Origin of the sequence: Actinoallomurus purpureus (assembly GCF_024055795.1) — a bacterium.
GTDB lineage: Bacteria > Actinomycetota > Actinomycetes > Streptosporangiales > Streptosporangiaceae > Actinoallomurus > Actinoallomurus purpureus.
Genome location: NZ_JAMXMY010000003.1, coordinates 29,091 through 54,220 on the forward strand (window position 1 = coordinate 29,091; position 25,130 = coordinate 54,220).

Annotated in this window: 23 protein-coding genes; 7 read left to right on the forward strand and 16 right to left on the reverse strand. The window is 69.3% G+C overall.

What is annotated here, in order from left to right; genetic code table 11:
• Positions 1–263 precede the first annotated feature (263 nt).
• Complete coding sequence (locus NE236_RS07960; protein ID WP_252841198.1) at positions 264–839, forward strand: hypothetical protein; 576 nt, start codon at positions 264–266, stop codon at positions 837–839.
• A 9-nt stretch (positions 840–848) separates the two neighbouring features.
• On the opposite strand, the gene NE236_RS07965 is transcribed toward NE236_RS07960, so the two are convergent.
• From NE236_RS07965 to NE236_RS08025, 13 genes are all read right to left on the reverse strand, one after another.
• Positions 849–1,586, reverse strand: coding sequence for a hypothetical protein (locus NE236_RS07965; RefSeq protein ID WP_252841199.1), 738 nt, complete (start codon positions 1,584–1,586; stop codon positions 849–851).
• Positions 1,587–1,842: 256 nt separating this feature from the next.
• Complete coding sequence (locus NE236_RS07970) at positions 1,843–2,604, reverse strand: ABC transporter permease (RefSeq protein WP_252841200.1); 762 nt, start codon at positions 2,602–2,604, stop codon at positions 1,843–1,845.
• Positions 2,605–2,613: 9 nt separating this feature from the next.
• Complete coding sequence (locus NE236_RS07975; RefSeq protein WP_252841201.1) at positions 2,614–3,435, reverse strand: ABC transporter ATP-binding protein; 822 nt, start codon at positions 3,433–3,435, stop codon at positions 2,614–2,616.
• Complete coding sequence (locus NE236_RS07980; RefSeq protein WP_252841202.1) at positions 3,432–3,809, reverse strand: DUF1048 domain-containing protein; 378 nt, start codon at positions 3,807–3,809, stop codon at positions 3,432–3,434. Before NE236_RS07980 ends, NE236_RS07975 begins: the two co-directional genes overlap by 4 nt.
• 81 nt (positions 3,810–3,890) lie before the next feature.
• Positions 3,891–4,217 carry a DUF1048 domain-containing protein gene (locus NE236_RS07985; protein ID WP_252841203.1) on the reverse strand — a complete coding sequence of 109 codons (327 nt, stop codon included), beginning with the start codon at positions 4,215–4,217 and terminating at the stop codon, positions 3,891–3,893.
• Between the two features lies 1 nt (position 4,218).
• A complete protein-coding gene (locus NE236_RS07990) occupies positions 4,219–4,575 on the reverse strand; it encodes a DUF1048 domain-containing protein (RefSeq protein ID WP_252841204.1) in 357 nt (118 codons plus the stop codon).
• Positions 4,572–4,898, reverse strand: coding sequence for a PadR family transcriptional regulator (locus NE236_RS07995; RefSeq protein WP_252841205.1), 327 nt, complete (start codon positions 4,896–4,898; stop codon positions 4,572–4,574). The genes NE236_RS07990 and NE236_RS07995 overlap by 4 nt, the downstream gene beginning before the upstream one ends.
• Before the next feature lie 556 nt (positions 4,899–5,454).
• Positions 5,455–6,306, reverse strand: coding sequence for a S1 RNA-binding domain-containing protein (locus NE236_RS08000; protein WP_252841206.1), 852 nt, complete (start codon positions 6,304–6,306; stop codon positions 5,455–5,457).
• Positions 6,307–6,410: 104 nt separating this feature from the next.
• Positions 6,411–6,830: a hypothetical protein gene (locus NE236_RS08005; RefSeq protein WP_252841207.1), complete on the reverse strand. Its 420-nt coding sequence runs from the start codon at positions 6,828–6,830 to the stop codon at positions 6,411–6,413.
• A gap of 65 nt (positions 6,831–6,895) precedes the next feature.
• Complete coding sequence (locus tag NE236_RS08010; protein WP_252841208.1) at positions 6,896–7,996, reverse strand: hypothetical protein; 1,101 nt, start codon at positions 7,994–7,996, stop codon at positions 6,896–6,898.
• Complete coding sequence (locus tag NE236_RS08015; RefSeq protein WP_252841209.1) at positions 7,996–9,081, reverse strand: TniB family NTP-binding protein; 1,086 nt, start codon at positions 9,079–9,081, stop codon at positions 7,996–7,998. Before NE236_RS08015 ends, NE236_RS08010 begins: the two co-directional genes overlap by 1 nt.
• Positions 9,078–11,120 (reverse strand): TnsB C-terminal domain-containing protein, encoded by a 2,043-nt coding sequence (locus NE236_RS08020; protein ID WP_252841210.1) that lies wholly within the window; start codon positions 11,118–11,120, stop codon positions 9,078–9,080. The genes NE236_RS08015 and NE236_RS08020 overlap by 4 nt, the downstream gene beginning before the upstream one ends.
• A complete protein-coding gene (locus tag NE236_RS08025) occupies positions 11,117–11,878 on the reverse strand; it encodes a TnsA-like heteromeric transposase endonuclease subunit (protein WP_252841211.1) in 762 nt (253 codons plus the stop codon). The genes NE236_RS08020 and NE236_RS08025 overlap by 4 nt, the downstream gene beginning before the upstream one ends.
• A 464-nt stretch (positions 11,879–12,342) precedes the next feature.
• On the opposite strand from NE236_RS08025, the gene lon reads away from it, so the two are divergent.
• A complete protein-coding gene (gene lon / locus NE236_RS08030) occupies positions 12,343–14,742 on the forward strand; it encodes an endopeptidase La (protein WP_252841212.1) in 2,400 nt (799 codons plus the stop codon).
• 155 nt (positions 14,743–14,897) lie between these two features.
• On the opposite strand, the gene NE236_RS08035 is transcribed toward lon, so the two are convergent.
• A complete protein-coding gene (locus tag NE236_RS08035; RefSeq protein WP_252841213.1) occupies positions 14,898–16,535 on the reverse strand; it encodes a nitroreductase family deazaflavin-dependent oxidoreductase in 1,638 nt (545 codons plus the stop codon).
• 381 nt (positions 16,536–16,916) lie between these two features.
• On the opposite strand from NE236_RS08035, the gene NE236_RS08040 reads away from it, so the two are divergent.
• The 3 genes from NE236_RS08040 to NE236_RS08050 all read left to right on the forward strand — a co-directional run bounded on the left by NE236_RS08040 (position 16,917) and on the right by NE236_RS08050 (position 20,391).
• Positions 16,917–17,924: a Gfo/Idh/MocA family protein gene (locus NE236_RS08040; RefSeq protein WP_252841214.1), complete on the forward strand. Its 1,008-nt coding sequence runs from the start codon at positions 16,917–16,919 to the stop codon at positions 17,922–17,924.
• Between the two features lie 42 nt (positions 17,925–17,966).
• Positions 17,967–18,845, forward strand: a complete 879-nt coding sequence (locus NE236_RS08045; RefSeq protein ID WP_252841215.1) for a TIM barrel protein — start codon at positions 17,967–17,969, stop codon at positions 18,843–18,845.
• Between the two features lie 268 nt (positions 18,846–19,113).
• Positions 19,114–20,391 (forward strand): hypothetical protein, encoded by a 1,278-nt coding sequence (locus tag NE236_RS08050; protein ID WP_252841216.1) that lies wholly within the window; start codon positions 19,114–19,116, stop codon positions 20,389–20,391.
• A gap of 113 nt (positions 20,392–20,504) precedes the next feature.
• Here the strand turns inward: NE236_RS08050 and NE236_RS08055 are convergent, their stop codons facing one another.
• Entirely contained in the window at positions 20,505–22,205 is a 1,701-nt protein-coding gene (locus tag NE236_RS08055; RefSeq protein WP_252841217.1) for an NAD-binding protein, read from the reverse strand.
• A gap of 142 nt (positions 22,206–22,347) precedes the next feature.
• Between NE236_RS08055 and NE236_RS08060 the strand changes: the two genes are divergently transcribed.
• Positions 22,348–23,100 (forward strand): hypothetical protein, encoded by a 753-nt coding sequence (locus NE236_RS08060; protein ID WP_252841218.1) that lies wholly within the window; start codon positions 22,348–22,350, stop codon positions 23,098–23,100.
• Positions 23,101–23,216: 116 nt separating this feature from the next.
• On the opposite strand, the gene NE236_RS08065 is transcribed toward NE236_RS08060, so the two are convergent.
• The gene (locus NE236_RS08065; protein WP_252841219.1) at positions 23,217–24,131 is read right to left on the reverse strand and encodes a TIGR03621 family F420-dependent LLM class oxidoreductase; all 915 of its coding nucleotides are present in this window, start codon (positions 24,129–24,131) and stop codon (positions 23,217–23,219) included.
• A 22-nt stretch (positions 24,132–24,153) separates the two neighbouring features.
• Here NE236_RS08065 and NE236_RS08070 point away from each other — a divergent pair, with 22 nt between their 5' ends.
• The gene (locus tag NE236_RS08070; protein ID WP_252841220.1) at positions 24,154–25,074 is read left to right on the forward strand and encodes a phytanoyl-CoA dioxygenase family protein; all 921 of its coding nucleotides are present in this window, start codon (positions 24,154–24,156) and stop codon (positions 25,072–25,074) included.
• Positions 25,075–25,130 lie beyond the last annotated feature (56 nt).

Consider the following 25,130-nt stretch of genomic DNA (forward strand, 5'->3'; position numbering starts at 1 on the left):
GGCCTTGTCCTGATGCGGCCCCTCCCGGCCCGTTAATTGAGGCCCTTCGCTCGAGTCCGTTTCAACCAGCCAAAAAGCGGCACTGGGTGCTCGAGATATCGCCTTTAACTGGTAACTATCCGCGATAGTCGACCTCGCGACCTGCGGAAATGCGCTGGAGGTCATGGATTGGTTCACGTCACAAATCGGATATGACACCTCGATCGAGGTGTCAGTGTTTATACGGATGCTCTGTCTGATTCGTTATCCGTATGGTGGCGTTTATGTCAATTTCACGAAGGGTCATGCTGCCCGTAACAATGGCCGCGGTCACGGTCGTTAGCGGAGCTGGTGTCGCATCCGCCGGAACTTCGACCGCCGACGTCGCGGCGCCGGCACCGTCGGCCGGGAACGTGTCCGCCGCGGCGGCTCCCGGCCTCGGGTCGGCGGTGGTCCTCGGCAAGACCGAAATCGTCTTCTCCTCCACCTCGTCCCACACCGACAAAGCCCTCGCCGCCAGGGTCATCCACTGCGAGATGGTGTTCATCGGCGCCAATCACGGTGCGCCTCACCACTCCGGCCACGTGCCGGGCACGGTCAACGTCCGGGTCCGCGTGACCTGCACCAAGCCGATCAGGATGATCCGCGGAAAGATCGGCCTCTTCAGCAGCCACGGATCGAAGATCAAGGCCTACAGCAGCGTCGGGCGGGCCACCGCCAAGGGCAACGCGGCGCTCGTCTGTCGGACCGGCTACTACCAGGGCGAGTCAGCCGCTCAACTCACCGCGCCCCCCGGGTACAGCCCGCCCACCGTGAACATCGGCGCCAAGACCGCCAAGGTGCACCTCAAGAAGTGCTGACCCTGGGAATCAGCGATTGACCTCATCGCTGTCCGCCCACACCGGATCGGTCACCTCGACCGGCACGGCCTCCAGTCGCCCATCCGCCAGCACCTCGGCGACGAGCGCCGCCGTGCCGCCGAGATAGGTGGAGTCGAGGTCGATCTCCGTCGCGACACACCAGGCCCGGTCGTCGGGCCAGAACAGGTTGGGGGACTGCGGGAAGAGTGACATCGCCAGTTCCCCGGCGGCGTCGAGCGGGCCCTCGAGCAGGAGATAGCTGCGTTCCGGCAGTTCCACTCGAGGGCCATTCGCGATGTCTGGCGGGAACTCCGGCGGAAGCAGATCCGGCTCCGGAGGCCCGTCCCCCTCCGACGTGAAAATGACGGTCGCGCGACCGTCCGACGTGGCCCCGTACCCGTCCCAGGCGCAGAACCAGCAGCGGTCACCCGACGTGGTGTGCCGGGCCAGGACGTCACACAGCGCCGCCAACATGGCAGGGGGCAGCGTGCCTGGGTCGGGCTCCTCCTCCCAAGGCTTCGCCGCTCGCACATCCGACGCGGGAGTGGCGAGCGCCCGGAACTGTACCCGCGGATGCACCACCCTGCCCGACCATGCGGCCACCTCCGCCCACGTCACAGGGCTTCCGTCAGACGCCAACGCCGGATGCAGAATCCGGGCGTACGCCTCGAACCCGTGCGGCACAAGAGCACCCACGCCGGACCCGAACGGCCCGACCCCTGCAACCACCCAGTCGGCCGGTGCCACATCCCCCACCGAACGCAGTCGCGAACGCCGAACCATAGCCTGCACCTCCTGCGACCGTCGCCCCGGCCTGTTTCGAACCCGTCAGGGGCAAGAGCACCCCACCGGCGGCGGGCCCGCTAAGCCCTTCGCCCACGTACAAACCTACGAGGAGGCCCTCCGCTCCCGAACGTGTTCTCAGCCGCCAGGTAGCAGAACGTCACCGGCCAGGGGGGCCGGGTTGACATAGCGTTCGGACCCGACCACAGGACTCACTTATCTAGGAGATCTTGCGGCGGTAGATGACCATCGAGAAGGCGAAGGCGACCATGAGGATGCCGACGCACCAGGCGAGGGCGGTCCAGATGTCGCTGCTGACCGGCTGCTCGGTGAACAGATCGCGGATCGCGTTGACGATCGACGTCACCGGCTGGTGTTCGGCGAAGGCGCGCACCGGTCCAGGCATGGTGTGGGTGGGTACGAAGGCGGAGCTGATCATCGGCAGGAAGATGAGCGGGTAGGAGAAGGCGCTCGCGCCCCCCATGGTCTTCGCGGTGAGACCGGGGATGACCGCGATCCACGTCAACGCGAGCGTGAACAGGAGCAGGATGCCGGCGACCGCGAGCCAGTCCAGCACGTTCGCTCCCGTGCGGAAGCCCATGAGGAGAGCGACGCCGACGACGATCACGAGCGAGATGAGGTTGGCGATGAGCGAGGTCAGCACGTGCGCCCACAGCACGCCGGATCGGGCGATTGGCATGGACTGGAAGCGTTCGAAGATCCCGGCCTGCATATCGGTGAAGAGCCGGAACGCGGTGTAGGAGATGCCTGAGGCGATCGTGATGAGCAGGATGCCCGGCAGAAGGTAGCCCACATACGAATCCGAGCCGGTGTTGATCGCGCCGCCGAACACGTAGACGAACAGCAGCATCATGGCGATCGGGACGATCGCGGTGGTGATGATGGTGTCGATGCTGCGCGTGACGTGCTTCAGAGACCGTCCGGTGAGGACGGCGGCGTCGCCGAAGAAGTGTGTGGTCATCGTCGTTCCTCACTTCGTGTTCGACGTGGTACTCGCGTCATTGCTGCTCTTGTCCGCGTCGCCGTCTTTGCCGTCGTCGCCGACGAGGGCGAAGAAGACGTCTTCGAGGGTCGGCTGCTTCTCGACGTATTCGACCTTGGCGGGCGGGAGCAGTTTCTTGAGCTCGTCGAGGGTGCCGTTCACGATGATCCGGCCCTTGTGCAGGATCGCGATCCGATCCGCGAGCTGTTCCGCCTCGTCGAGGTACTGCGTCGTCAGCAGCACCGTTGTGCCGTACCCGGCCAACTCCTTCACGGTCTGCCACACCTCGATGCGCGCCTCCGGGTCCAGCCCCGTCGTCGGCTCGTCCAGGAAGATCACCGGCGGGTTGCCGATGAGGCTCATCGCGATGTCCAGCCGGCGGCGCATGCCACCCGAGTACGTCAACACCTTCCGCCGTGCCGCACCAGTCAACCCGAAACGCTCCAGCAGGGTGTCTGCGACCGCGCCGGGGTTATCGAGGTGCCGCAATTGGGCGATCAGCACCAGGTTCTCCCGCCCGCTGAGGATCTCATCCACCGCCGCGAACTGCCCGGTAAGGCTGAAGGACTCCCGGACTTTCGCCGGTTGTGTGACGACATCGAAGCCGTTCACGCTGACCGTGCCCGCGTCGGCCTTCAGCAGCGTGGAGAGGATTCTGATGGCCGTGGTCTTGCCCGCCCCGTTCGAGCCCAGCAGGGCGAAGATGCTGCCCCGCGCCACGTCGAAGTCCACGCCCCGCAGCACCTCCACCTCCTTGAACGACTTCTTCAGGTCCCGCACGTGGATCGCCGGGGCTTGCTGTGTGTTCATCGGACCATCCCGTCCCTTCCGGTGTCTTCTCCTGCGGCGCGCTCGACGGTGTTGATCAGCCGTTTCGGCTCTCGGTCGGGGACATATCCGCCCTTCGTGTAGTTCTGAGCGAACGCCTCGACGAACTCCACGGGGTCGTCCCCGACGATCTCGCGGATCGGCTTTCCATCAGCTGCAGCCTGTTCGAACAGATCCGCAAGATCCTCGAACTCCGACGCCACACTGTCGCCGTCCGCCGGCACGAAGTGCATCAGGTACCGCTCGATTGCGTCGACCGCCGTGCGGGCGGATGTCCACCAGCCGAGCGCCGCGGGCGACCGCGACGGTGGCTTCGGCGGGAGACAGCCGGCGCAACTCGGCGCGCGCAGCGGCAAGCGGGCTGTCGACGGTCAGGGGCCCGATGTTCTCCTTCGGCTCACCCTTCGAAGAACTCCGCCAGCACCGGTCGACGGGTGTTACTTCTCGGCCGTGCCGGGTTTCCCGCTGATGGACTCCTGATAGATGTCCGCGTAGGTGCGCGAGTCCTTGATCAGGTCGTCGCAGAAGGCAGCGACATCGTTGCCGATGAGTTCCAGGACTCCCTTGCCGGACGCCACGCCCTCCTCGAAGAAATCGACAATCCCTGAGAGCAGGTTCCCGTCAGGCAAGTCGATCGGTCCGACCTTGAAGAGGTACCTCTGAATCTCCTTGTAGACGATCTGGTAGTCCGGCGGGAGCGCCTTGACCCGCGCCATGTGCGCCCGCCACTGCTTCTTGCCCTCGATGATGTCTTGGATGCCCACGTCAGCCTCCTAGCCGGCCCAGTTTCTTTGCGACGTTCCTGTTCAACTGCTCGCGCCATCGGTCGCGATAGCTCCGAGCCCCTTCTCCGCCGGTCAGCGCCGCGCAGAAGCCGCCGATGTCGTCGCCGAGGACCTCGTGAACGCTCAGCCCATCCGCCGCTGTTTCTTCGAGCAGCCCCAGGACGCCATCAAGAATCGGCGTCAGGTTGCGACCCGTGAAGTTCGAGTGAGGGTAGACGTTAACCTTGACCTGTTCCCACGCCGCCCGGTAGTCGGCCGGCAATACCTCGGCCCGGACTTCGAACGCCTTCCATTCCCTGGTGAGATCGCTGCCTGTCATGGTCTCCCAGAAGTTCATCTTCCGCCCTCCTTGAGCTTGTCGATCCGTGATGTGATGTACTCCCATTTAGCCCAGAACGTTGCGAGTTCTTCGCGCCCCGCGTCGTTGAGCGCATAGAACTTGCGCGGCGGGCCCAGCCCGGACGGTCGTTTCGTCACCTGGACGAGCCCGTTCTTCTCCAGCCGCAGCAGGATGGTGTACACCGTCCCCTCGACGACGTCGGCGAAGCCGAGTTCGTTCAGCCGACGCGTGATGGCGTACCCGTAGGTCTCCTCGCTGCCGATGATTTCAAGCACGCAGCCCTCAAGCGTGCCCTTCAGCATCTCCGTCAGGTCGTCCATCATGGGTCCTCTTCGGTCTCTCAGTACTTTGTAGTACTGAGTACTACTATAAAGTACCACAGAGTAGTGAATCAATGCCTAGCGAGCGGCGAGCGCAGACCACGGAAGCGATTCGAATCATCGGCCCGCGACTGGATGCTCGACATCACCCCCTGGCCCGGCGACGTCGACTCCTTCGTTGACGCCATGGTCTGGCTGGTCAGCGCCATACCCCTTGGCGCCCCCAGCTCGTCGAAGGCTGCGACGCGGACGCCTGACGCATCGCTGGCATCAGACTCGACCAGGCGGTTCATGGAGCCGGTTGCTCTGGAAGTACTGATGGCCCGCAGGCCAGATGCCGTGCCTCACGCCTGATTCACTTCGGTGGTCAGAGCCAACCTGTCCGTTCCGCGCCAAGGTGGCGAGTGGTCGGCGCGCTGAGCAGCCGCTCGCAGGGTAGGTCCGAACAGCGACCGCCGATCTTGTTCAGACTTACCTTGCATTTTCGGTGAGGACGGTCCGCTGACACCGGTGGCGGGAGCGTCTGAAGCGTGCGGTCCCGTCCCGGTCCGCACCGTCAAGGTGTCATCAGGCCGGCCGGAGGATCAGGCTCGGCCTGCTTGCGGGAGAGGGACAATCGGCGGCGTTCGCGATCCAGGCCGATGATGGTCACCTTGATGCGGTCACCGACGTGAACGACCTGGTCGGGGGTTTCGACCGGGATAGGGGCGAGTTCGTCCAGGTGCACCAGGCCCTCAACGCCGTCCACGACGCTGACGAAGGCTCCGAACGGGACGAGCTTGGTCACCGTTCCGCAGAACGCTTGTCCCTCGCGAGCCGTGTCGGCGAACTCCTGGAAGGGGTCGGGTTCACGTGCGCGAAGGGAGAGCCTGGCTTCGCCGTTCGTGGTGTCGAAGCCGAGGACGGAACAGATGACCCGTTGCCCTACCTCGACGACTTCGGAGACCTTCTCGAGGTGCCGCCAGGACAGCTCGGGGATCGTGATGAAACCTACTCCTGGATAGACCGGATGTGGTGGCCCATCGTCCAGCGCCACGAACACGCCGAACGGCTGCACGTCCGCCACCACACCGCTGAGCACCTCGTCAGGGCGGAGTGCTTTCAAGAACGCCCAGAGCTCGGGATTCTCGGTCGCGGCCAGGGACAGGCCGATCGTTGCCTGCTCTCGATCGACAGCGATTACTTCAGCGGTGACGCGCTGGCCGACCTGGACGGCCTCATCCGACCGGCGGGTCCAAGAGGCGTCCAGAGGCCCGATGTCCGCCGGTATCAGGCTCAGGTGCCCGTCGAGTCTCACCGCAGCCCCGCGAGGACGTCTTACCTCAGTGACCGTCCCGGAGATGACGTCGCCGACCCGCACGGTCTTCAAGATCTCGACTACAGCTTGATCCTCCGTCGGCCCATCCATGCTGTCCACTTTCTCATGGCCGCTCACTTGCGCGATCGGCGATCAGTGCTGTGCACATTTCTCAATCCTTCCCTACTGCGGGTAGTCCGGGCCCTCAGTGATCCTCACCTGGGCGGGCGCATCTCGCGGGAAGTGCCAGAGCTGACGGTCGTCTCGTTGAGCTCGACAGAGGAGAACGGATTGGAGTGTTGGGAGATCGCGAGCCACTCCAAGGTCTCCTCGCCGAGTCGAATCAGCGCTACCCAGCCGATACTTCCGTGGGCGGCTGACTCGCCTGCGAGGGCCCGGATTCCGTCCTGAGTGCACGAGGCCAAGGTGATATCGACGTCGAGCCAGTTGGTCGGTGTCCACTGCTTTGCCCGCACGACTTCCGACCATTCCCACCGTATGGGGTCGGCGAACTCGTGGAATTCCATTACGGACAGAGTGCCGTCGCCGAAAAGTATGAGGTCACCGTCCGGTGCCTCCCGGGCGCGCCAGCGAGCCTGCACGTCCTCGACCGTAACAGCCTGGTTGTTTGCCATTCGTCCCTCACGTCATGGTCACGGTTCTGCCACCACAATGCGAGGGGCAGGAAACCTGTTGGGACTCAGTTTGCCGTTTCGGCGAGTCGGGCGCGTTGGCGGGCGTAGGGGCCAGGTTGGGGGTAGTAGGTCTCGATGACGGGTGCGTTGGTGTGGTGGTGGTAGATCAGAGTGTTGGCGGCGTAGCGGTTCTTTGCGAAGTAGCGGGCTGCCTGGTGGTGTTTGCGCAGCGTCCGGGTCGAGGGCGCGGGTGGCGTGCCGTCGGTGTTCTTCAGGCGCCGTTCGGGGAACGTGGTGGGGGTCATGTGGGGCTGGGCGGCGTGGTGGTCGGCCCATAGGTGGAGCGGGTGTTTTTGGTCTTCGGGGTAGTACTCGCGCAGGCCGAGGCGCAGGCCGAATTGTTCGCAGAGCTCCCAGCGGTCGTCGGTGTCCGGGTCGCCGAACGGGGCGGTGGCTTTGGCCCGCCAGGTGGGGGAGGCCAGGAGTCCGGCGATGGTGACGGCTTCGGGGTAGATGGCGGCGTAGCAGCCTGAGTGGCTGAACATCTTCTGGGAGTCGGTCTTGGGGATGATGCGGTCGAGGCGCTGGTCCCAGTGCCACCAGCGGCTGTCGCCGTAGGTCTCTTCGGGGCCGTTCTTCCAGAGCACGGCGCAGATCTTGAAAGCGTGGATGAGCGCGTCGAAGACTGGGATCGGACCATAAGCGCGCACCAGCCGGTGGTGCTTGCGTTGCGCGCTGAGGATCTCCGGAAGGTCGGCGAGGTGCCGGAGGCTGTGGTCTTGGCCGACGTCGGGTGGACCGAGCCAGTAGCCGTGACGTCGGCAGGCGTACTCGTGGTGGGCGAACAGCCGCATGACGTGCCCGCCGCCGTGCCGGGCGGTGCAGCGCGAGCAGGCGAATTGCGGGGTGTCACGCAGGAGCAGCCAGTCGGTGTCGGGGTTCAGTTCGGGCAGGGCCTTGGCCAGGTGGTCCAGCGCGTAGCCGGTGGCCTCGGCGAGCCGCTGGCCGCAGAGCACTCTGGCTTTGGCGCCGGCATCGCCCGGGACGCTGACCCAGGTCCACATTTCCTGGTAGATGACGTCGTGGACGGTGGCGAGCCGAAGCAGGTAGGACTTCACCGTCTCGTTCGCGGCGGGCGGGATCGGGATCGGCAGTCGGCGCAGCATCACACGACCTCCGCTGATGCGGGCTGGTCACCGTGGCGGCGCCGGGAGGTTGAGGCGGTGTAGGTGGTCTGTGCGGCGTAGTCGACGGGGACGAGGTCGAGGTGTTCCCGGGTGATCTTTTCGGCGCCGTCTTCGATGGCCAGGATCGCCGCTCCGCGGATGAGCTGGGACAGGCTGCCGATCATTCCGCCGCTGCGCCGGTAGAGGTATTCGGCGAGACCCGCCAGAGTCCCAGGCGCGTGGTGCTGCAGGCGCAGGGTGGTCTCCAAGGTGGCGATGAGGGAGTGCCAGGCGTCGCGTTGTTCGCTGGTGCCGTAGGCGAATGCGGTCGTCGGGACGACGGTGAACCGTCCGGCGATCTGGCGGCCGCGGGCTCCGGCGAACAGCCCTTGGGCTTCGACCTCGACGCCGGCGTAGATGAACGTGGCGGGCAGTCGTTCGGCGAAGTACTTCAGCTGGTCGGAGACCTCGGCGCCGGTGCGGGTGGCCAGGCTGATGTTGTGGATCTCATCGACTAGGACGAGGTCGACATGGGTGTGGGCCGCGACGGAGCAGACGGCGTTGGTGATGTCGGTCAGGTTGTAGCGGCTGGTGAACTCCAGTCCGAGGAAGCGGGCGAACTCCACTGCGAGCATCCGGGAGGTCGCCGCAGGCGGGACGGTGACGTAGATGACCGGCAGCCGAGTCTTGTCATCGGGGTGGCGTTTGCGGATGGCCAGTTCGTGGGCGCGGCCGAGTTGGGTCAGCGCGGTGGTCTTGCCGGTCCCGGATGCGCCGCTGATGATCGCGCCGCGGCGGGCGGAGATCTGCCGCCGGTTGAGCTGGACCAGCAGGCGTCCGGTGGAGATCACTCGGTGGATCGTCGGGGTGTTCACCAGCGGCAGGTCGGAGTGATAGTCCCGCCGCATCTCGTCGTAGGCGCTCCGGCGGCGAGGCGAAAGAGCGACTAACTCGTCAGCCGTGAGCAGCATTGGCGGCTCGGGAGCGTGACGGACGAACGCACCCCACCCTTCTTTGGTGGTGAGGGGATTGTCGGGCGGGACCTCGTCATTGGGCGTGGTCGCGGTGTGAGGGGCGCTGGTCATATCCACTTCTCGGCTTCGGCGTGGGCATCGAAGATCCCGAACGGGATCACGGCTGCGGTCGGTGGCGGCGCGTCGGCGTCGGGTTCGGTGTCCTCGGCCGGCCGCGGCCGGTGGGCGGCGGCTGCGACCTTGGTTCGGGCTGCGATGCGCTTGCTGCGTCGCGTGGCCGAGCGGTCGGTCGGCCCTTCCTGAGCCCGCGTCAGCAGGTTGTCCAGGACACGAGCGACGTCGGTCTCGTTGGTGTCATCCAGCCCTTTGTCGGCGGCCAGACGGCGGGCGTGCCGCCAGGTGAAGTCGGCGAACGGAGCCGAGACCATCGGCAGGTGCGTCCAGGGGACGGTGATCCATCCGGTGCGGGTGCGTACGAACACCTGGGACAAGTCATACGGGTCGTAGTGGACCTCCCACAGTCCCTTCTTGGCAGTGACGCCCGAGTGCTGCCGCCGCCAGGGGCCGAGGTCGACGTGGTCGTAGGTGCGGTAGTCGATCCGGATGCCGTAGTCATTGATCGCCCGCCAGGCCACCGGCAACAACTCCAGATAGTCCTCACCGGTCAGAGTGAGCGGCAGGTAGCCGGCAGCGGCCACGAGCGAGGCGTACTTGTCGTTCGGCGACATCGCCCGGCGAGGGAAGTACGGGTCACGCAGGCTGTCGTGCGGGCGAGGCTGCCACCCGGCGATCAGCCACTCATCCAGCAGGTCCTGCAACTCCGGGATCGTCCAGACGGCCTCATCGTCGACGCGCTCGCCACGGCGGCTGGTGTTCGACCCGGTGTAGGCGGCCACGTGCTGGCAGAACAGCGTGTTGATCGACCCGAACGTCGCCTCGACGATCGCCTTGTCGGTCGGCGTATTCGGGCGGGCCTTCTGGACCGAGATCCCCAGGCGTTCGCAGGCACGGGTGAAGGTCTCGGAGATGAACACCCGTCCGCCGTCGATGACGATGGTGTCCGGCACGATCACCGGCTTGGCCGCCGCCAGCTCCATCCGGGTGTCGATGTCGACCAGACGGGCGTGTGGCAGCCGGGACGCCGACATCCGCAACGCCGTCGACCAGCCGGGTCGCATCGGCTCGGGCACCAGCATCTTGGCCACCAACAGGGACGCGTCCACCGCCTTGGTCCCCACCGGGCGCAGCACTGCGGCGCAGATCGTGCGTGTCGCGACATCGACCGCGATGGTCAGATCCGCGCGGTCAGCCAGGCCGGAGTCCAGCAGCACCATCACGTCCAGCGGGGTGGAGTCGATCTGCACCTGCTCGCCAGGCCGGGCTGCGAACGTCGGCGTGAACGGCCCGTCCGGCCGGTTCGCCGTCTGCCGACGCGTGACCGCCGACTCGAAGCTGTGGCGTCCCGTCGAGAGCACCTCGATCAGCCGGTAGAAGGTGGTCTTGCCAGGCAGCGGCACCGCTCCGGGCCCGTAGGCGTCCTCCAGCGATTTCGTCACCCGCCGGATCAACCGCGACCGTGTCCCCGTCGACGCGTTCGTCTCGGCGTCCAAGGCCTCGCGGATCGCGGTCACCACCCGGGCATCCGCCCGTCCGGTCGCCTCCCAATCCCGGATGACTCGCTGGTCCACCAATCCCCACAGACCCTGCGCGGCGTAGCGAGCGCGACGGCTCTGGATCGTGCGGACGCTGACGCCCAGTTCCTCAGCCTTGGCTTGGTCGCGCTGGGCGAGAGTGCTTGTCGCCGGGTCGTACTTCGCCTGCGGGACCGCTCCGGGCGCCGCATCCGGGGGCAAGCCACTGGTGACCTCAACGACGTGTCGCTCCCATTCCCTGGCTGCCGCGAGAACCTCGGCCGGGAGACTGTCGAGCAGGCCGAACGGCTCCACTTGCGGAAGTGGCTCGCCGTCGATTAAGGCGAAGCCCGGTGCGCCCATCAGATGCGAGGCCAGCACCACCGACTCACCGCCTGCGGCCGATCGCAGCCGTACCGACATCCCGGCCAGACCAACCACCTGGTGTTCGCCGCCGTCGAATTGGACCCAATCGCCCGGACGCAGCACCGGCCGTGAGACGCTGCGCTCGCCCGTCATGTGAGCGGGGTCCGCGACACGATGGCCGCCTGGTGCAGCGGCACCGAAAGGTCCACGACCAACTCCTGCCGCCAAAGCAGGTGGAACAGCACCGGCAACACCGCGATCGGATCGCCCACGGCCTCTGCACCGGCCAGCAGTCCGCGCGGTGAGTGGAAGGCGTCCCCCAACGCCGTAGCGATCTCAGGAAGCGAATGACGCGGGTGCCGGTAGCCCCCCAGCCACCGCACATTCGCCGTCACGATCGAATCCGGGGCGCCCACCAGCCGGTACTCCCACCCCACCAGTCCGCACGCCTTCCTGGTGGCCTCGAACGCCGCCAGGTCGCGCGGCTTACGTCGTTCAGCAGGACGGCAGTCGACGACCACTCCGGATCCATCCGCCTTCCGCGCGAAGTAATCCGGCGCATGCGACCGGCCCTTCCGCCGATCCTCCGTCGACCAGAACAACCAGAACGGCTGGGAAGCGATCCCGATGATCGCGGGATCGAAGTCGAGCAACATCAGGTGATCGCGTTCCAGCCACGACTCGTACCCGACATGTCCTTCCTCCGTGGCCGTCCACCACCGACCCGGGAAGTGCCGCTGCCCCTTGTAGGAGGCGAAGCTCCGCGCGGGCGGCGCGGACTCCAGCCGCACGCTCCACGCATCCGTCAGCGGAACCCGCACCTGCGCTCCGTCCGGCGTCAGGTACCCGATCTCGAAGCCATCGGCCGGCGGATCAACCCCATCGCCGATCACCATGCGTAAGCCCTTCATGACCGAGGATTCTTCACGACCCGGCCGCCGCCTCGCAGGGTTAATCCGAACTTCGCAAGATCACTCGCAACCTAAGTCCGGAACTCGCAAGGTTCGCCCGGACAGGACACAACCCCGGTGTCCGTTCCGGCCGAACCCTGCCAGCGGTCAGCGCGCCGAGCTGCGGGTTGAAAAGTAGGTCCGGACAGTGACCGCCGATCTTGTTCGGACCTACCTTGCGAATTCGGTGGAGAGGGACTGCCGACCGGCGTTGCTGGGGTGCTGCGAACGGTCGGTTCGTCCCGCGATGCCCGACCGTTCGCAGGGTTGGTCCGGACTTCGCAAGATCGCTCGCAAGGTAAGTCCGGAACTCGCAAGGTTCGCCCGGACAGGACACCCGGCGATCGCTGTGGGCGAACGGGCGATCGGAAATTTATCGGGACTCTTCTTTCTTGAGTGTGGGTGACTCAAGCTTTGGAGGCCTGATGAGCAAGATCGTCACCCTGCCGGTGCTGCCGCTCGACGACGAGGTCGTGCTGCCGGCGATGGTCGTGCCGCTCGACCTGTCGGAGAGCGACGTGCGGGCGGCGATCGACGCCGCGCGTGCGACCGCCGTCTCCCAGGGGCCGGGCATCCGGTCGGAGGACAAGCCGCGGGTGCTGCTGGTGCCCCGGCTGAACGGGAAGTACGCGGCCGTCGGCACCCTCGCCGTCGTCGAGCAGGTGGGCACGCTGCCCGGCGGCGGGCCGGGCGCCGTCGTCCGCGGCGTGGCCCGCGTGCGCATCGGTTCCGGGACGACCGGTCCGGGCGCGGCCCTGTGGGTCGAGGGGACCGAGGTCGAGGACGCCGGTCTCGGACCGCGGGCCGACGAACTGGCCAAGGAGTACAAGGCGCTGGTCGTCGGGGTGCTGGAGAAGCGCGGCGCCTGGCAGGTCGTCGACATGGTCCAGCAGATCGAGGACCCGTCGGTGATGGCCGACCGGGCGGGCTACGCGTCCTACCTCAGCGCCGACCAGAAGGTACGCATCCTGGAGACCGCCGACGTCACCGAGCGGCTGGAGCTCGCGATCGGCTGGACCCGGGAGCACCTCGCGGAGCTGGACGTCGCCGAGACGATCCGCAAGGACGTCGAGGAGGGCGTGGAGAAGCAGCAGAAGGAGTTCCTGCTCCGCCAGCAGCTCGCCGCGATCCGCAAGGAGCTGAACGAGCTCAACGGCGACCCGTCCTCCGAAGAGGAGGACTACCGGGCCCGCGTCGAGGCGGCCGACCTGCCGGAGAAGGTCCGCGAGGCGGCCCTGAAGGAGGTCGACAAGCTCGAGCGGACGTCCGACCAGTCGCCGGAGGGCGGCTGGATCCGCACCTGGCTGGACACGGTCCTGGACATCCCCTGGAACGACCGGACCGAGGACGCCTACGACATCGCCGGCGCCCGGGAGATCCTCGACGAGGACCACACGGGACTCGACGACGTCAAGGAGCGGATCGTGGAGTACCTCGCCGTGCGCAAGCGGCGGGAGGACCGGGGCCTCGGCGTGATCGGCGGCCGGCGGTCCGGCGCCGTCCTCGCGCTCGTCGGCCCGCCCGGCGTCGGCAAAACGTCCTTGGGCGAGTCGGTGGCGCGGGCGATGGGCCGTGAGTTCGTCCGCGTGGCGCTCGGCGGCGTCCGCGACGAGGCCGAGATCCGGGGTCACCGGCGCACGTACGTCGGCGCGCTGCCCGGCCGTATCGTCCGGGCGATCCGCGAGGCCGGCACGATGAACCCGGTCGTGCTGCTCGACGAGATCGACAAGGTCGGCGCGGACTACCGCGGCGACCCGACGGCGGCGCTGCTGGAGGTGCTGGACCCGGCGCAGAACCACACGTTCCGGGACCACTACCTCGAGGTCGAGCTCGACCTGTCCGACGTCGTGTTCCTCGCGACGGCCAACGCGCTCGAGACCATCCCCGGCCCGCTGCTGGACCGCATGGAGCTCGTCTCCCTCGACGGCTACACCGAGGACGAGAAGGTCGCCATCGCGCGCGACCACCTGCTGCGGCGTCAGCTCGACAAGGCGGGCCTGACCGCCGACGAGGTGACGATCGACGACGGCGCGCTACGGCTGCTGGCGGCCGAGTACACCCGCGAGGCGGGCGTACGGAGCCTGGAGCGGGCGATCGCCCGGGTGCTGCGCAAGGTCGCGGCGAAGGTCGCGCTGGAGCAGACGACGCTTCCGCTGACGGTCGGCGCCGACGACCTGCGCGACTACCTCGGCCGTCCGCGCTTCACGCCGGAGACGTCGCTGAACGAGTCCGAGCGGCGTACGGCGGTGCCGGGCGTGGCGACCGGGCTCGCGGTGACCGGGGCCGGCGGCGACGTGCTCTACATCGAGGCGTCCCTGGCGGACAAGGAGACCGGTGACACCGGCGTGACCCTGACCGGCCAGCTCGGCGACGTCATGAAGGAGTCGGCGCGGATCGCGCTGTCCTACCTGCGCTCGCGCGGCGCGGAGCTGGAACTGCCGGTCGGTGACCTGAAGGACCGTGGCGTGCACGTCCACGTGCCGGCCGGCGCCGTGCCCAAGGACGGGCCCAGCGCGGGCGTCACGATGACCACGGCGCTCGCGTCGCTGCTGTCCGGGCGGCTGGTCCGCACGGACGTCGCGATGACCGGTGAGGTGTCGCTGACCGGGCGGGTCCTGCCCATCGGCGGCGTCAAGCAGAAGCTGCTGGCCGCGCACCGGGCGGGGATCACCACGGTGATCATCCCGAAGCGCAACGAGCCGGACCTGGACGACGTGCCGGCCGAGGTCCTGGAGCAGCTGACCGTCCACCCGGTCAGCGACGTCCGGGACGTCCTCGACCTGGCACTGGAGCCGGCGACGACGCGGGACGTCGTCGCCGCCTGACCGGCACCGGTCGGCCCCGCGGCACGCGGTGCGAGACGGCGCCCCTCCGGACCTTTCCGGAGGGGCGCCGTTCGCGTCTCCGGACGGCCTGCGGGCACCGCGGCCGGTCGACACCGCGCCGGGTTCCCGCACGGCCCGCCGACACGTCCGGCGGCTCAGCCCCGCGGCTGAAGGCGGAAGACCCGCAGCTCGCGGCCGGAGCGCTCGACGTACGTGTCGTAGGTCGGCCATGCCTTCAGCAGCCGGGGCCAGACCTCGGCGCGCTCGGCCCCTTCCAGCAGTCGCGCGGTGACCGGGATCGTACGGCCACGGTGGCTGACCTCGGCGCTCGGATCGTGCAGGAGGTTGGTCGTCCACGCGGGGTGGTTCTCGCGGCCGAAGTTGCTGCCGACCACCACGTACGAGCCGTCCGGCTCGGGCAGGCAGGCCAGCGGCGTCTGGCGGGGCAGGCCGCTGCGGTGCCCGGTGGCCTTCAGCACGAGGCTGGGCACGACGTACTGCCCCATGAGGAGACGGCCGCCCGACAGCCGGTGCAGCGCGCGGTCCAGCGGGGGGACGATCTTGGGTGCGATCTTGGCGAACCACGGTGAACCGGACACCCGCTGAACCGTCGGGGTGATCGCGGCCTGGAGCCTGCTTCGCGGCATGACCTGCCCTGCCTCTCTGTCCGGCGCACCCCCGGTGCGCTCCGGGGGATCCGTTCTGCCCGGGACGCCCTCGGCGCCGCCCGGAACGCTGTCATCGGGAATCCGCCCGGGGCCGGCCCGTACGGGACGGGGCGGGGCGAGCCGCCCGGCCCGCGCCGGGGAGAGATGCCCGGCGGCCGCGAGCCACCGCAGGGCGTCCGCCAGGCTCTCCTCCACCGGCCGGAGCGTGACGCCGAGCGCGTCGATGGCCGCGGTGTCGTCGGAGGGCACGAGCGTCACCATGAACTGCGCGGCGTCCCGGGTCAACGGGTAGTCGAAGGAGCGCACGCGCTTGGCCGCGTCCAGCAGTGACCCCAGCGCGATCATCAGCCCGCCGGGCACCACGACGCGGCGGCAGCGCACGCCGGTGAGGGCGTCGCAGTGGTCGGCCAGCCCCGGCCAGGTCAGGTAATGGCCGCCGAGCGTGTACCGGCGCGGCCCCCGGCCGGGGACGACCGCGCGGGCCAGGGCCTCGCCGAGGTCGCGGACGTCGACGAGGGACACGCCGCCGCTCGGCATCGGCCAGATCATGTTGAGGGCGCCGGCCAGGCCCTCCATCATCGCGTCCAGGCGCGGTTGCCGCGGGCCGATGACACCGCCGGGGTAGACGATCGTGATGGGGGCGCCGTCGGCCTGCAGGCCGCGCACGTAGCGTTCGGCCGCGACCTTCGAACGGCCGTAGTCCGTACGCGGGTGTGCGAGCGGGTCCTCCGCCCGGATCATCGGCCCCGCCGGCGGCACGAACACCGCGATGGTGGACACGTGGATCACCGGGTCGAGCCCCCGGGCGACGGCGCCGCCGACCACGGCGCGCGTGCCGGCGACGTTGACCTCCAGGACGTCCGTACGGGTGTCGGTGACGCCGAGCGCGGCGGCGGCGTGCACGACGGCGTCACACCCGTCGAGGGCCTGGGCGACGGCCTCCTCGTCGAGCATGTCGCCGGGGTGCATTTCCACCGCCTCGGCCTCGACCCCGATCGCCCCGAGGATCTCGACCGCCCGGCCGGGATCGCGCACGAGGACCCTCACATGGTGACCGGCCGCGAGCAGCGCGCGGACGGTGTAGGAGCCGACGAATCCCGATCCGCCGGTGACGAGAACACGCATGAGGTCAAACTAGCGCTTGGTAAGAGACCTGGGTCATGCCGACGTTCTGTCAGGCCTCTTCGTTTGCCGAGAAATATGTGAAGTGGATCACATAGCGGCGGGCGAGGTGCTCGTCGAGGGACGCCGTCGGTGCCGGGGCGCGCCCGAGGCGGCCGCCGCCGATGGGGCGCGCGATGCCCGAGGTCGGCCACCCGATGGACGAGTCTTGCGATGCGGTCTAGGTTAGGTATTACCTCTTAATGTCATGACAATCGCACTCTGGCGATGGAGCGTTCTAACGGCGATACCGGAGTCCTTGAGCCTCCCTCGAGGACTCCAGAGCCGTCCATCTGCGCCGGTTTCGCGAGCGTCCGACACGACGTCGCCCACCAGGAGGACTCTATGAGAATCGGGCTCGCAGGGGCAGGCCGCATCGGTGCCCGGCACGCTGAGACCCTTCGCGCGCTGCCCTCCGTCGAATCCTTCGTGGTGGCCGATCCGGACGCCGACCGGGCGCGCCGGATCGCCGAGGAGTACGGCGGGGTCGTCGCCGATTCGGTCGACGCGCTCTTCGACGCCGGGCTGGACGGCCTGGTCGTCGCCGCCGCGACGGACGCGCACGCCGAGCTCGTGACCCGCGCCGCGCGGGCGGGCATCCCGACCTTCTGCGAGAAGCCCGTCGCGCCGGACAGTATTGGAACGCTCCAAGTCGTCCGGGCGGTCCGTGCGGCCGGAACCCCCGTCCAGGTCGGATTCCAGCGCCGCTTCGACGCGGGTCACGCCGCGCTCCGGGACGCCATCGCGGCCGGCCGCCTCGGCAGGCTCCACACGGTGCGGTCCTGCACGCTCGATCCCGCGCCGCCGCCCGCCGCCTACGTCCGTGTCTCCGGGGGCATCTTCCGCGACTGCGCCGTTCACGACATCGACGCGATCCGGTTCGTCACCGGACGACAGGTCGTCGAGGTCACGGCGACGGGGGCCAACAAGGGAGAGGAGTACTTCGCCGCGAGCGGCGACGTGGACACCTCCGCCGCCCTTCTCACCCTGGACGACGGGACCCTCGCCATCATCTCCGAGACCCGCTACAACGGGGCCGGCTACGACGTCCGCTTCGAGGCGCTCGGATCCAAGGACAGCCTCGCGGCCGGATTCGGCGAGCAGACGCCGCTCACGCCGGTCGACGGGGGTTCTGCGGCCGGAACGCTCGGCGCTCTGCCCTCCCAGGGCTTCCTCGAGCGCTTCGGGCCGGCGTACGAGGCCGAACTCGAGGAGTTCGTCCGGGTCGTCGCCGGGAAGGCCGACAGCCCGTGCCCGCCGGAGGAGGCCCTGGAGGCGTTCTACGTGGCCGAGGCGTGCGACCGCTCCCGCCGGGAGCGGCGCACCGTGACGATCGATGAGGTCCGGCAGTGACGGTCGAGGAGGTTCCCGCATGAGAACCGAGGAGGTCCGGCGGTGAGGATCGCGGGTGCGCCCATCTCCTGGGGCGTGTGCGAGGTACCGGGGTGGGGTCACCAGATGTCCCCGGACCGGGTGCTGGCCGAGATGCGCGACACGGGACTGACCGCCACCGAGTTCGGCCCGGACGGGTTCCTGCCGGCGGACCCGGCCGAACGCGAGGCGCTGCTGACCTCGTACGGCCTGGCGGCGGCCGGCGGATTCGTCGCCGTGGTCCTGCACGAGCCGGCGCGTGATCCGCTGCCGGAGGTGGAGCGGGCGCTGCGCGGGTTCGGCGACGCGCCGATGCTCGTTCTCGCGGCCGCGACCGGCCGGGACGGGTACGACGAGCGTCCCGTGCTGTCCGCCGAGCACTGGGCGACGCTGCTGGCCAACCTCGACCGCGTCGCCGCGTACGTGGCCGGGCTCGGGCGCCGGACCGCGCTGCACCCGCACGTCGGCACGATCGTCGAGGGACCCGATGAGGTCCACCGGGTCCTGGCCTGCTCCGGCGTCCCGCTCTGCCTGGACACCGGGCACCTGCTCATCGGCGGTACCGACCCGCTCGCCCTGGCGCGGGCGGCCGCGGACCGTGTCGCGCACGTGCACCTCAAGGACGTCGACGCGAGCGTCGCCGACCGCGTCCGCGGCGGCGAGCGCACCTACACCGAAGCCGTACGCGACGGGCTCTATCGCCCGCTCGGCGCCGGGGACGTGGACGTCGCGGCGATCGTGGCAGCGCTCGACCAGGCCGGTTACCAGGGGTGGTACGTCCTGGAACAGGACACGATCCTGGACGCCGAGCCGGCGCCGGGCGCGGGCCCCGTGGCCGACGTCCGGCGCGGCGTCGCCTTCCTGAACGGCTTGAAAAGCGTTGCCGACGTGCGGGGACGTTAACCGCCCGGCGATCGGGGAATGATCGCCCGCGTCAAGATGGGCAAGCCACCCCCCGGCCCATGTCCGAGATCGGCCGGTGCGCGGGGGTTGTGCGGTGTTCACTGGGTTCGTCGGGTCAGGATCCTTCCCTTCAGGCCGTAGAGGCTCACGTGCGGGCCGGCCGGCACGCCACTGGCCGGCCCTCGCCGCGGCGGCGCTGCTCGGGGTCGTCGCCGGATGCTCCGGCGACTCCCACAAGGGGCACGGGCCGACCTCCGCCGAGACGGCCTTGAAACCCGTCTCGTCCGAGGTCCAGGAGGCCGTGGCCCGGGTGTGGCCCGAAGCCCCGAAGATCTGGCCCGGAACCGTCCTAAAGGACCGGCGGATCATCCTCGGTGACGGCGTCGGCACACGGTTGATCAGCGTGGACGGCGTGACGAACCTGAGCCCGTCCGAGCTCCGGAAGAGGAAGATCGCCATTCCGCGCAGCGGGTCCTCCTACGCCAGTTGGGACGGGCACCCGGCGGTCGTCATGAACGCCGCCGACCCCTCGTACCGATCGGACGCGGCGGCGGCACGGATGAGCCTGTCCGCCACGTTGTTCGCCGCCGCGACGGATGAGCTGTACCACGCGACGCAGCAGCGCTGGCAGGCCTGGAAGAAGGGCGGGGAAATGCGGGGCACGGAGTACCCGCTCGCCGTCACGCCCCGGCTCTACCGCGCCATGCTCTACAACGACCTGGTCGCGGCCTACGCCGATCCGAAGCAGCGGAACGGCCGGCTCGCCGGCGCGGCGTACTGGCGGTCGATGTGGCAGAAGGAGTACGCGGGCGAGGCCAAGCGGGCCGCCGCGACCGACATCGGCGAGGGGGCGGCCGGCTACTTCGGCGCCGTCGCCACGGCCATGGCGATGGGAGCCAAACAGGACGACCCCCGGGAGATCCGCAAGAGGTCGCAGCTCCGGCCGATGGACCGGACACTCGATGCCGGGCAGGTCACCGTGGACGGGGAGAGCACCGCGCTGGGCAGCGTCGCCGGGCTTCTCCTGGACGAGAGGCGCAAGGGCTGGAAGCGGGAGGTCACCCAGGGCAGCACGCCCGTCGACCTGTTGCTCTCGGGCGTCACCCCGGTCGCCGAGCAGCCGTCGGACTCGCTCCGGCAGTCCATCCAGGACGTCCTCAGCAAGCTGAACACCGACCTGATCCCGCGGCTGAACCCGCTGGTCGCCTCCTACCGCAACACCGCGCATCCCCTGTTGCTCATCCCGATGAGCACGGCCCAGGGCGACCTGGACGCCGGCGGTTACTACGTCTCCCGCGACGTCCCGTACGCGATCCTGGCCCGGCTCAACGGCACGTTCCGTCTGTCGAGCGGGACGATCGAGGCCAAGGAGGCGTCGGTGCTCGCGGGGATGGTCGGCGGCCACTCGTACCTGATCATGCCGATCGACCGGGACAAGAGCGGGGTGACGGCGAACCACGTGAACCTGCGCGGCGGAGCCGTGACCGGCTCCTTCCAGGTGTCGGCACACCGCGCGAAGGGGCGCGAGGAGCTCATCGCCCGCTGACGCCCCGCCCGCGGATCCGGAGTCCTCGCCGTGTTCCCGCTCGGTGCGGAATCCGAGGCGGCCGTGGGATCAGCCGGAGGACGGGGGCGCCGTCGCCGACCTGGCAGAACAGCTCAGCGCGGCGACGTGGAGGGCGGTTCGGGCGTGCCGATGGTGCGGGCCCGGAGGTGGCCGATGCCGGACCGGGTGGCGAGCACGACCAGCCGGTCTCCGGGGATCAGAAGGTAGCCGTTCTGCAGGTCCCAGTCGAAGCGCGGCCGGCCGCGGCGGCCGAGCGCCAGCACCCGGGCCTCTCCCGGGAGGTTCGCCTCCCGCAGGGGCCGTCCGTCGAGTTCTGAGCTCGCGCCGATCGGCATGTCGGCGATGAGCATCACGCTGCGGCCGACCGGGATCGTCCCGATGACCTGGCGTTCCATCATGGCGGCGGCGAACGCCGGTGCGGCGAGGAAGGACACGCTGCGCGACACCGGGATCTTGAAGTTGCGGTGTACGCGCGCCGCCAGGTCGTCGTCGAAGAGCCGCAGCACCACGCGGACGTTGTCGCGCAGCGCACGGGCGTTCAGCCCGGCCTCCAGGTTGGTGATGTCGTCGCTGGTGACCGTGACCACGGCGCGGCAGGTGCCGACCCACGCCGTACGCAGGGTCTCGCCCCGGGTGGCGTCGCCGAAGACGATCGGCAGTCCGAGGCGGCGGGCCAGCGGAACGCCGACGGCGTCCTCGTTCGCCTCGACGCAGACCACCTGGACACCGAGGTCGTGGAGCTGCGATACGACACGGAGGCCCACCTCGCCGAGGCCGACGACCACGACGTGCCCGTTGATCGGATCGCGCAGCTGCTCGAGCGGCCCGGCGAGCCGGGCCCGGACCAGCGTGTCGACGACCGCGGCGGTGATCGCGGGCACCAGCGCGAGACTGGCCAGCGTAATGATCACCTGCGTGACCTTCGCCGGCCCGCTGAGCTGCGGATCCGGGTTGGCCGCCCCGGCGATGTCGAGGAGGACCAGGTACAGCGAGTAGGTGAAGCCGTGACGGTCGCCGATGCTCAGCGCGGTGCTGCCGACGACGATCAGCACGAGAAGGGCCATCGCCACCTGTAGCAGGCGCCGGCTGAGGATCAGCCGCAGATTGCGGGTGAGCGTGGTGACCGGCCGGCGGTTCACCGGCGGGCCGGCGAGGGACGTGCGCGATGTGCCGTCGGCGACCGCGAGCACCAGGTTGGCCCGTTCCTGGTCCACTGGGAGCAACCGGGGCGCCCCGTCCGACCTGCGGGTGTCCGCGAGCCCGCAGACGACGTTGCGGACCCGGTCGCTCCGGTGGGCGACGTACAGCGTGCGGCCCGCCACCCGCACGTGGCTGGGCGGCAGGTCACCGAGGGCGGCGGCCACGAACGACGGCGCGGCGACCGCGCCGTCCGACAGCACCGCGCAGTCCTTGAACAGCGTGCGGATGCGGTTTCCCAGTGCGGTGTTCGACATCCGGATGACCAGCCGGATGTCCGGATTGAGCTCCTGGACCCGCAACGCCGCGTGGATGTTGCCGACCTCGCTGTTGCCGACGAGGGCGACCGCGCGCGCCGACTCGGTGTGCACGGCCCGGAACGTCTCGTCGTCCAGCTCCGCCGCCTCGTGCACCCGTACGCGGGGCAGGTCGGTGATCTGGGGCCCGTGGTTACGTCGCTTGGAGGAGACGATGACCGTGACGTCCTGGAGGTAGCGCGTCGACAGCTCGTCGGCGAGCCGGAAGGCGAGCGGAGTGTCACCGCAGATGATCAGGCGACCGCGCAGGGGGCTTCGGAGGCGGGGAACGGTCGGCACGCCGCGATCTTAACGGTCGCCGACTCGTCGCCGTGTGTACGGATGCACGCAGCGAAGTGACCATCCGGTGCGGGGTTGCCCGCCCCCGGTTCGTTCTCTAGGGTCCCAAGCAAGCGCTTGTGGCAGCGAATGGGAGCGGTGCATGCGGCGAGGCATTTATCTGCTCGAAGAGGTCGAATTCCATCCGATGAACTCGCGGAGGCCGCTGGAGTACCTCCAGTGGCTCACGGCCTACAAGAAGGAGGACGAGGCGCTCGAGTCCGGCCGGCATGTGCTCACCAAGGGAGAGTCGATCCGTTCCCGCGACATCGACCTGGTCGGCGCGTTCTACGCCGTCGGCATCACCGGGCACCCGCAGTTCAAGGTCGTCACCCTGTGGGACTGCCACGGGGGCTGGGACGGCGGCTGGCGGCAGATGCTGGAGATCTACACCGGCGTCAAGGAGAACCTCTTCCTGTCGGCCATCGACGACCTGCGCTTCACCGCGTTCTCCCGCCCGCTGGGCGCCGCTCCCGGCAGCCCGGCGCTCGCCGACGCCACGGGAGCGGAGTTCTTCGTCCTCGAGAGCGCGCGCGTCCGGCCCGGCGCGGCCCTCGACTACCTGGCGGCGGTCCGGGAGGAGCGCGTCCCCCTGCTCGCCGACCACGGCCACCGCCCCGTCGGCCTGTACGAGGTGCTGCTGTGCGACACCGAGGTCGTCACCGTCTGGGCGACCGACCTCGACTCCCACCTCGCGCTGCAGCGGTCGTACGACGCCGCGCTCGGCCTGGACGACGAGATCGACGCCGACGAGCGCCTGCTCGGCTGGCGCAAGCGCGCCCGTGAGTTCCTCGACGGCACCTGGCGCGAGACGCTCCTGTCCCCGTACCCCGGCTCGCGCCTCGCCCCTACCTGACGGGCGCGCGCCGGAGATGCCGCCGACGCTCCCCGCTCCGTTGAGTTCGGGATCGTTGCCCTTGCGCGCCGCCCGGAAACGGCGATTCTCCCGAGATCAACGGAGCGGCGGGCGGGTCAGGTGCCGGCGAGACGGTCGACGACGGGGATGAACGCGTCGAGGTCCGCCTCGTTGTGCAGGACGTAGTAGGAGAGGCCCAGCTCGTCACGCCAGTGGCGGAGGGCGTCGCATACGGCCGCGAGCTCGCCTGCCAGTACCTGCGGGGTTCCCGTCTGGGCGGAGGGGTTCGCCGCACTCCACGCTTCGGGGTCGCGGCCCGGGCCGATCCGCAGGACGGAGGTGCCGAGCTCGATCGCGTCGAACCGCGACCCGGCCGCCTCCCGGACGACCTCGATCTTCCGCCGGAAGGCGTCGGGGCCGCCGTCGGTGGTGTCCGGGCCGGAGCCGTCCGCCCGCACCCGCATGGTCAGATTGACGACGTCGGCCTCGCGGGCGGCCAGGCGGAGCATCCGAGGGCCCCCGCCGCCCAGGACCAGCGGGGGATGCGGGCGCTGGACGGGGAGCGGCCGCTGCTCCAGCCCGCTGACGGTGTAGTGCTCGCCGGCGAAGGAGAACGGGCCGCCGCGCCAGAGGCCCTTGAGCACATCGATCGCCTCGGCCAGGCGCGTGACGCGGATGCCGGGAGGGTCGAGCGGCAGACCGGCGCTCTGGTAGTCCCGGGCCATCCAGCCGGTGCCGAGGCCGAGTTCGAGCCGCCCGTCGGACAGCAGGTCGACCGTTGCCGCCTCCTTGGCCAGGACGGCCGGATGCCGGAAGTCGTTGGCGAACACCAGCGTGCCGATCCGCAGCCGGGTGGTCGCGCACGCCGCGGCGGTCAGCGCGGCGATCGGCGCGAAACGGGGGCCCACGAGATGGTCGGGGACGAGGAGGACGTCGAAGCCGGAGTCCTCCAGCCTGCGGGCCTTGGCGGCCCACGCGGCGGCCGTGTCCGCGTCGCGGATGACGGCGCCGAATCGGAACGGGCGCTTCACCGCAGCAGACTATACCAAGCGCTTGCTCGATGCACGGGAGAGCGTCTATGGTCGCGGCAGGACGACGTTCCGGCGTCCGGCGGCCCGAGCGGTGACCCTCCGGCGGTCGCCCCAGGCGACGGAGGCCGACGACGGTGGCCGCCGGCGACGGCGACTCAAGGCGGTGGCGATGGCTGCACCCGTACGGGATGTGACCGAGGAAGAGGCCCGCTTCTTCCGGGAGAACGGCTGGGTGCGGCTGCCCGGCCTGGTCGCCCCGGACTTCGTCGAACGGCTCCGGCGGCGGGCGCTGGACCGGCTGGCGGCGCGCCGGCGGACCCCCGGCACCGGCTTCGTCGACCAGGCGTTCGGCCAGGACCGCGACATCGCCGAGCGCGAGGAGGAGTTCCACGTGCTGGCGACCTCGCCGGCCCTCGCCCGCGGCGCGGTCCGGCTGCTGACCGGCGTCGAACGGGTACGCCTGCAGGTCACGAACCTGCTGGTGAAGGAGCCCGGCGAACACGGCCAGACCGTATTTCACCAGGACTTTCCGTGGATGCCGATGGACACCTCCGCGATGCTCACCGTCTGGCTGGCCCTGGCCGACGTGCCCGCCGACATGGGCTCGCTGCGGTTCTTCACCGGATCGCACCGGTACGGCACCCTCGGGCGCAGCTTCGTCCGGGAGGGCGATGACGCGCTCACGCGGCATCCGTGGCTGCGCGAGCTGGAGCTCTCCCCGCCCCTGGACCTCGCCGCCGGTGACGCCACGGTGCACAGCGCGCTGACCGTCCACGGTGCGCCACAGAACCACCGCGACGCCCCCCGTCTGTCGTTCACCGCCACCTACTTCGACGCCGCCGCCCTCTACACGGGCGCGCCGTACGGCCAGACCGACGGGCTGGGCCTGAAGGTCAACCGGCCCTTCGACCACCTCAGATTCCCCCTCGTCCCCACGGAGTGAGATGAGTACGGTCAACCGGCCCTTCGACCACCCGAAGATCCCCCTCGTCCCGGCGG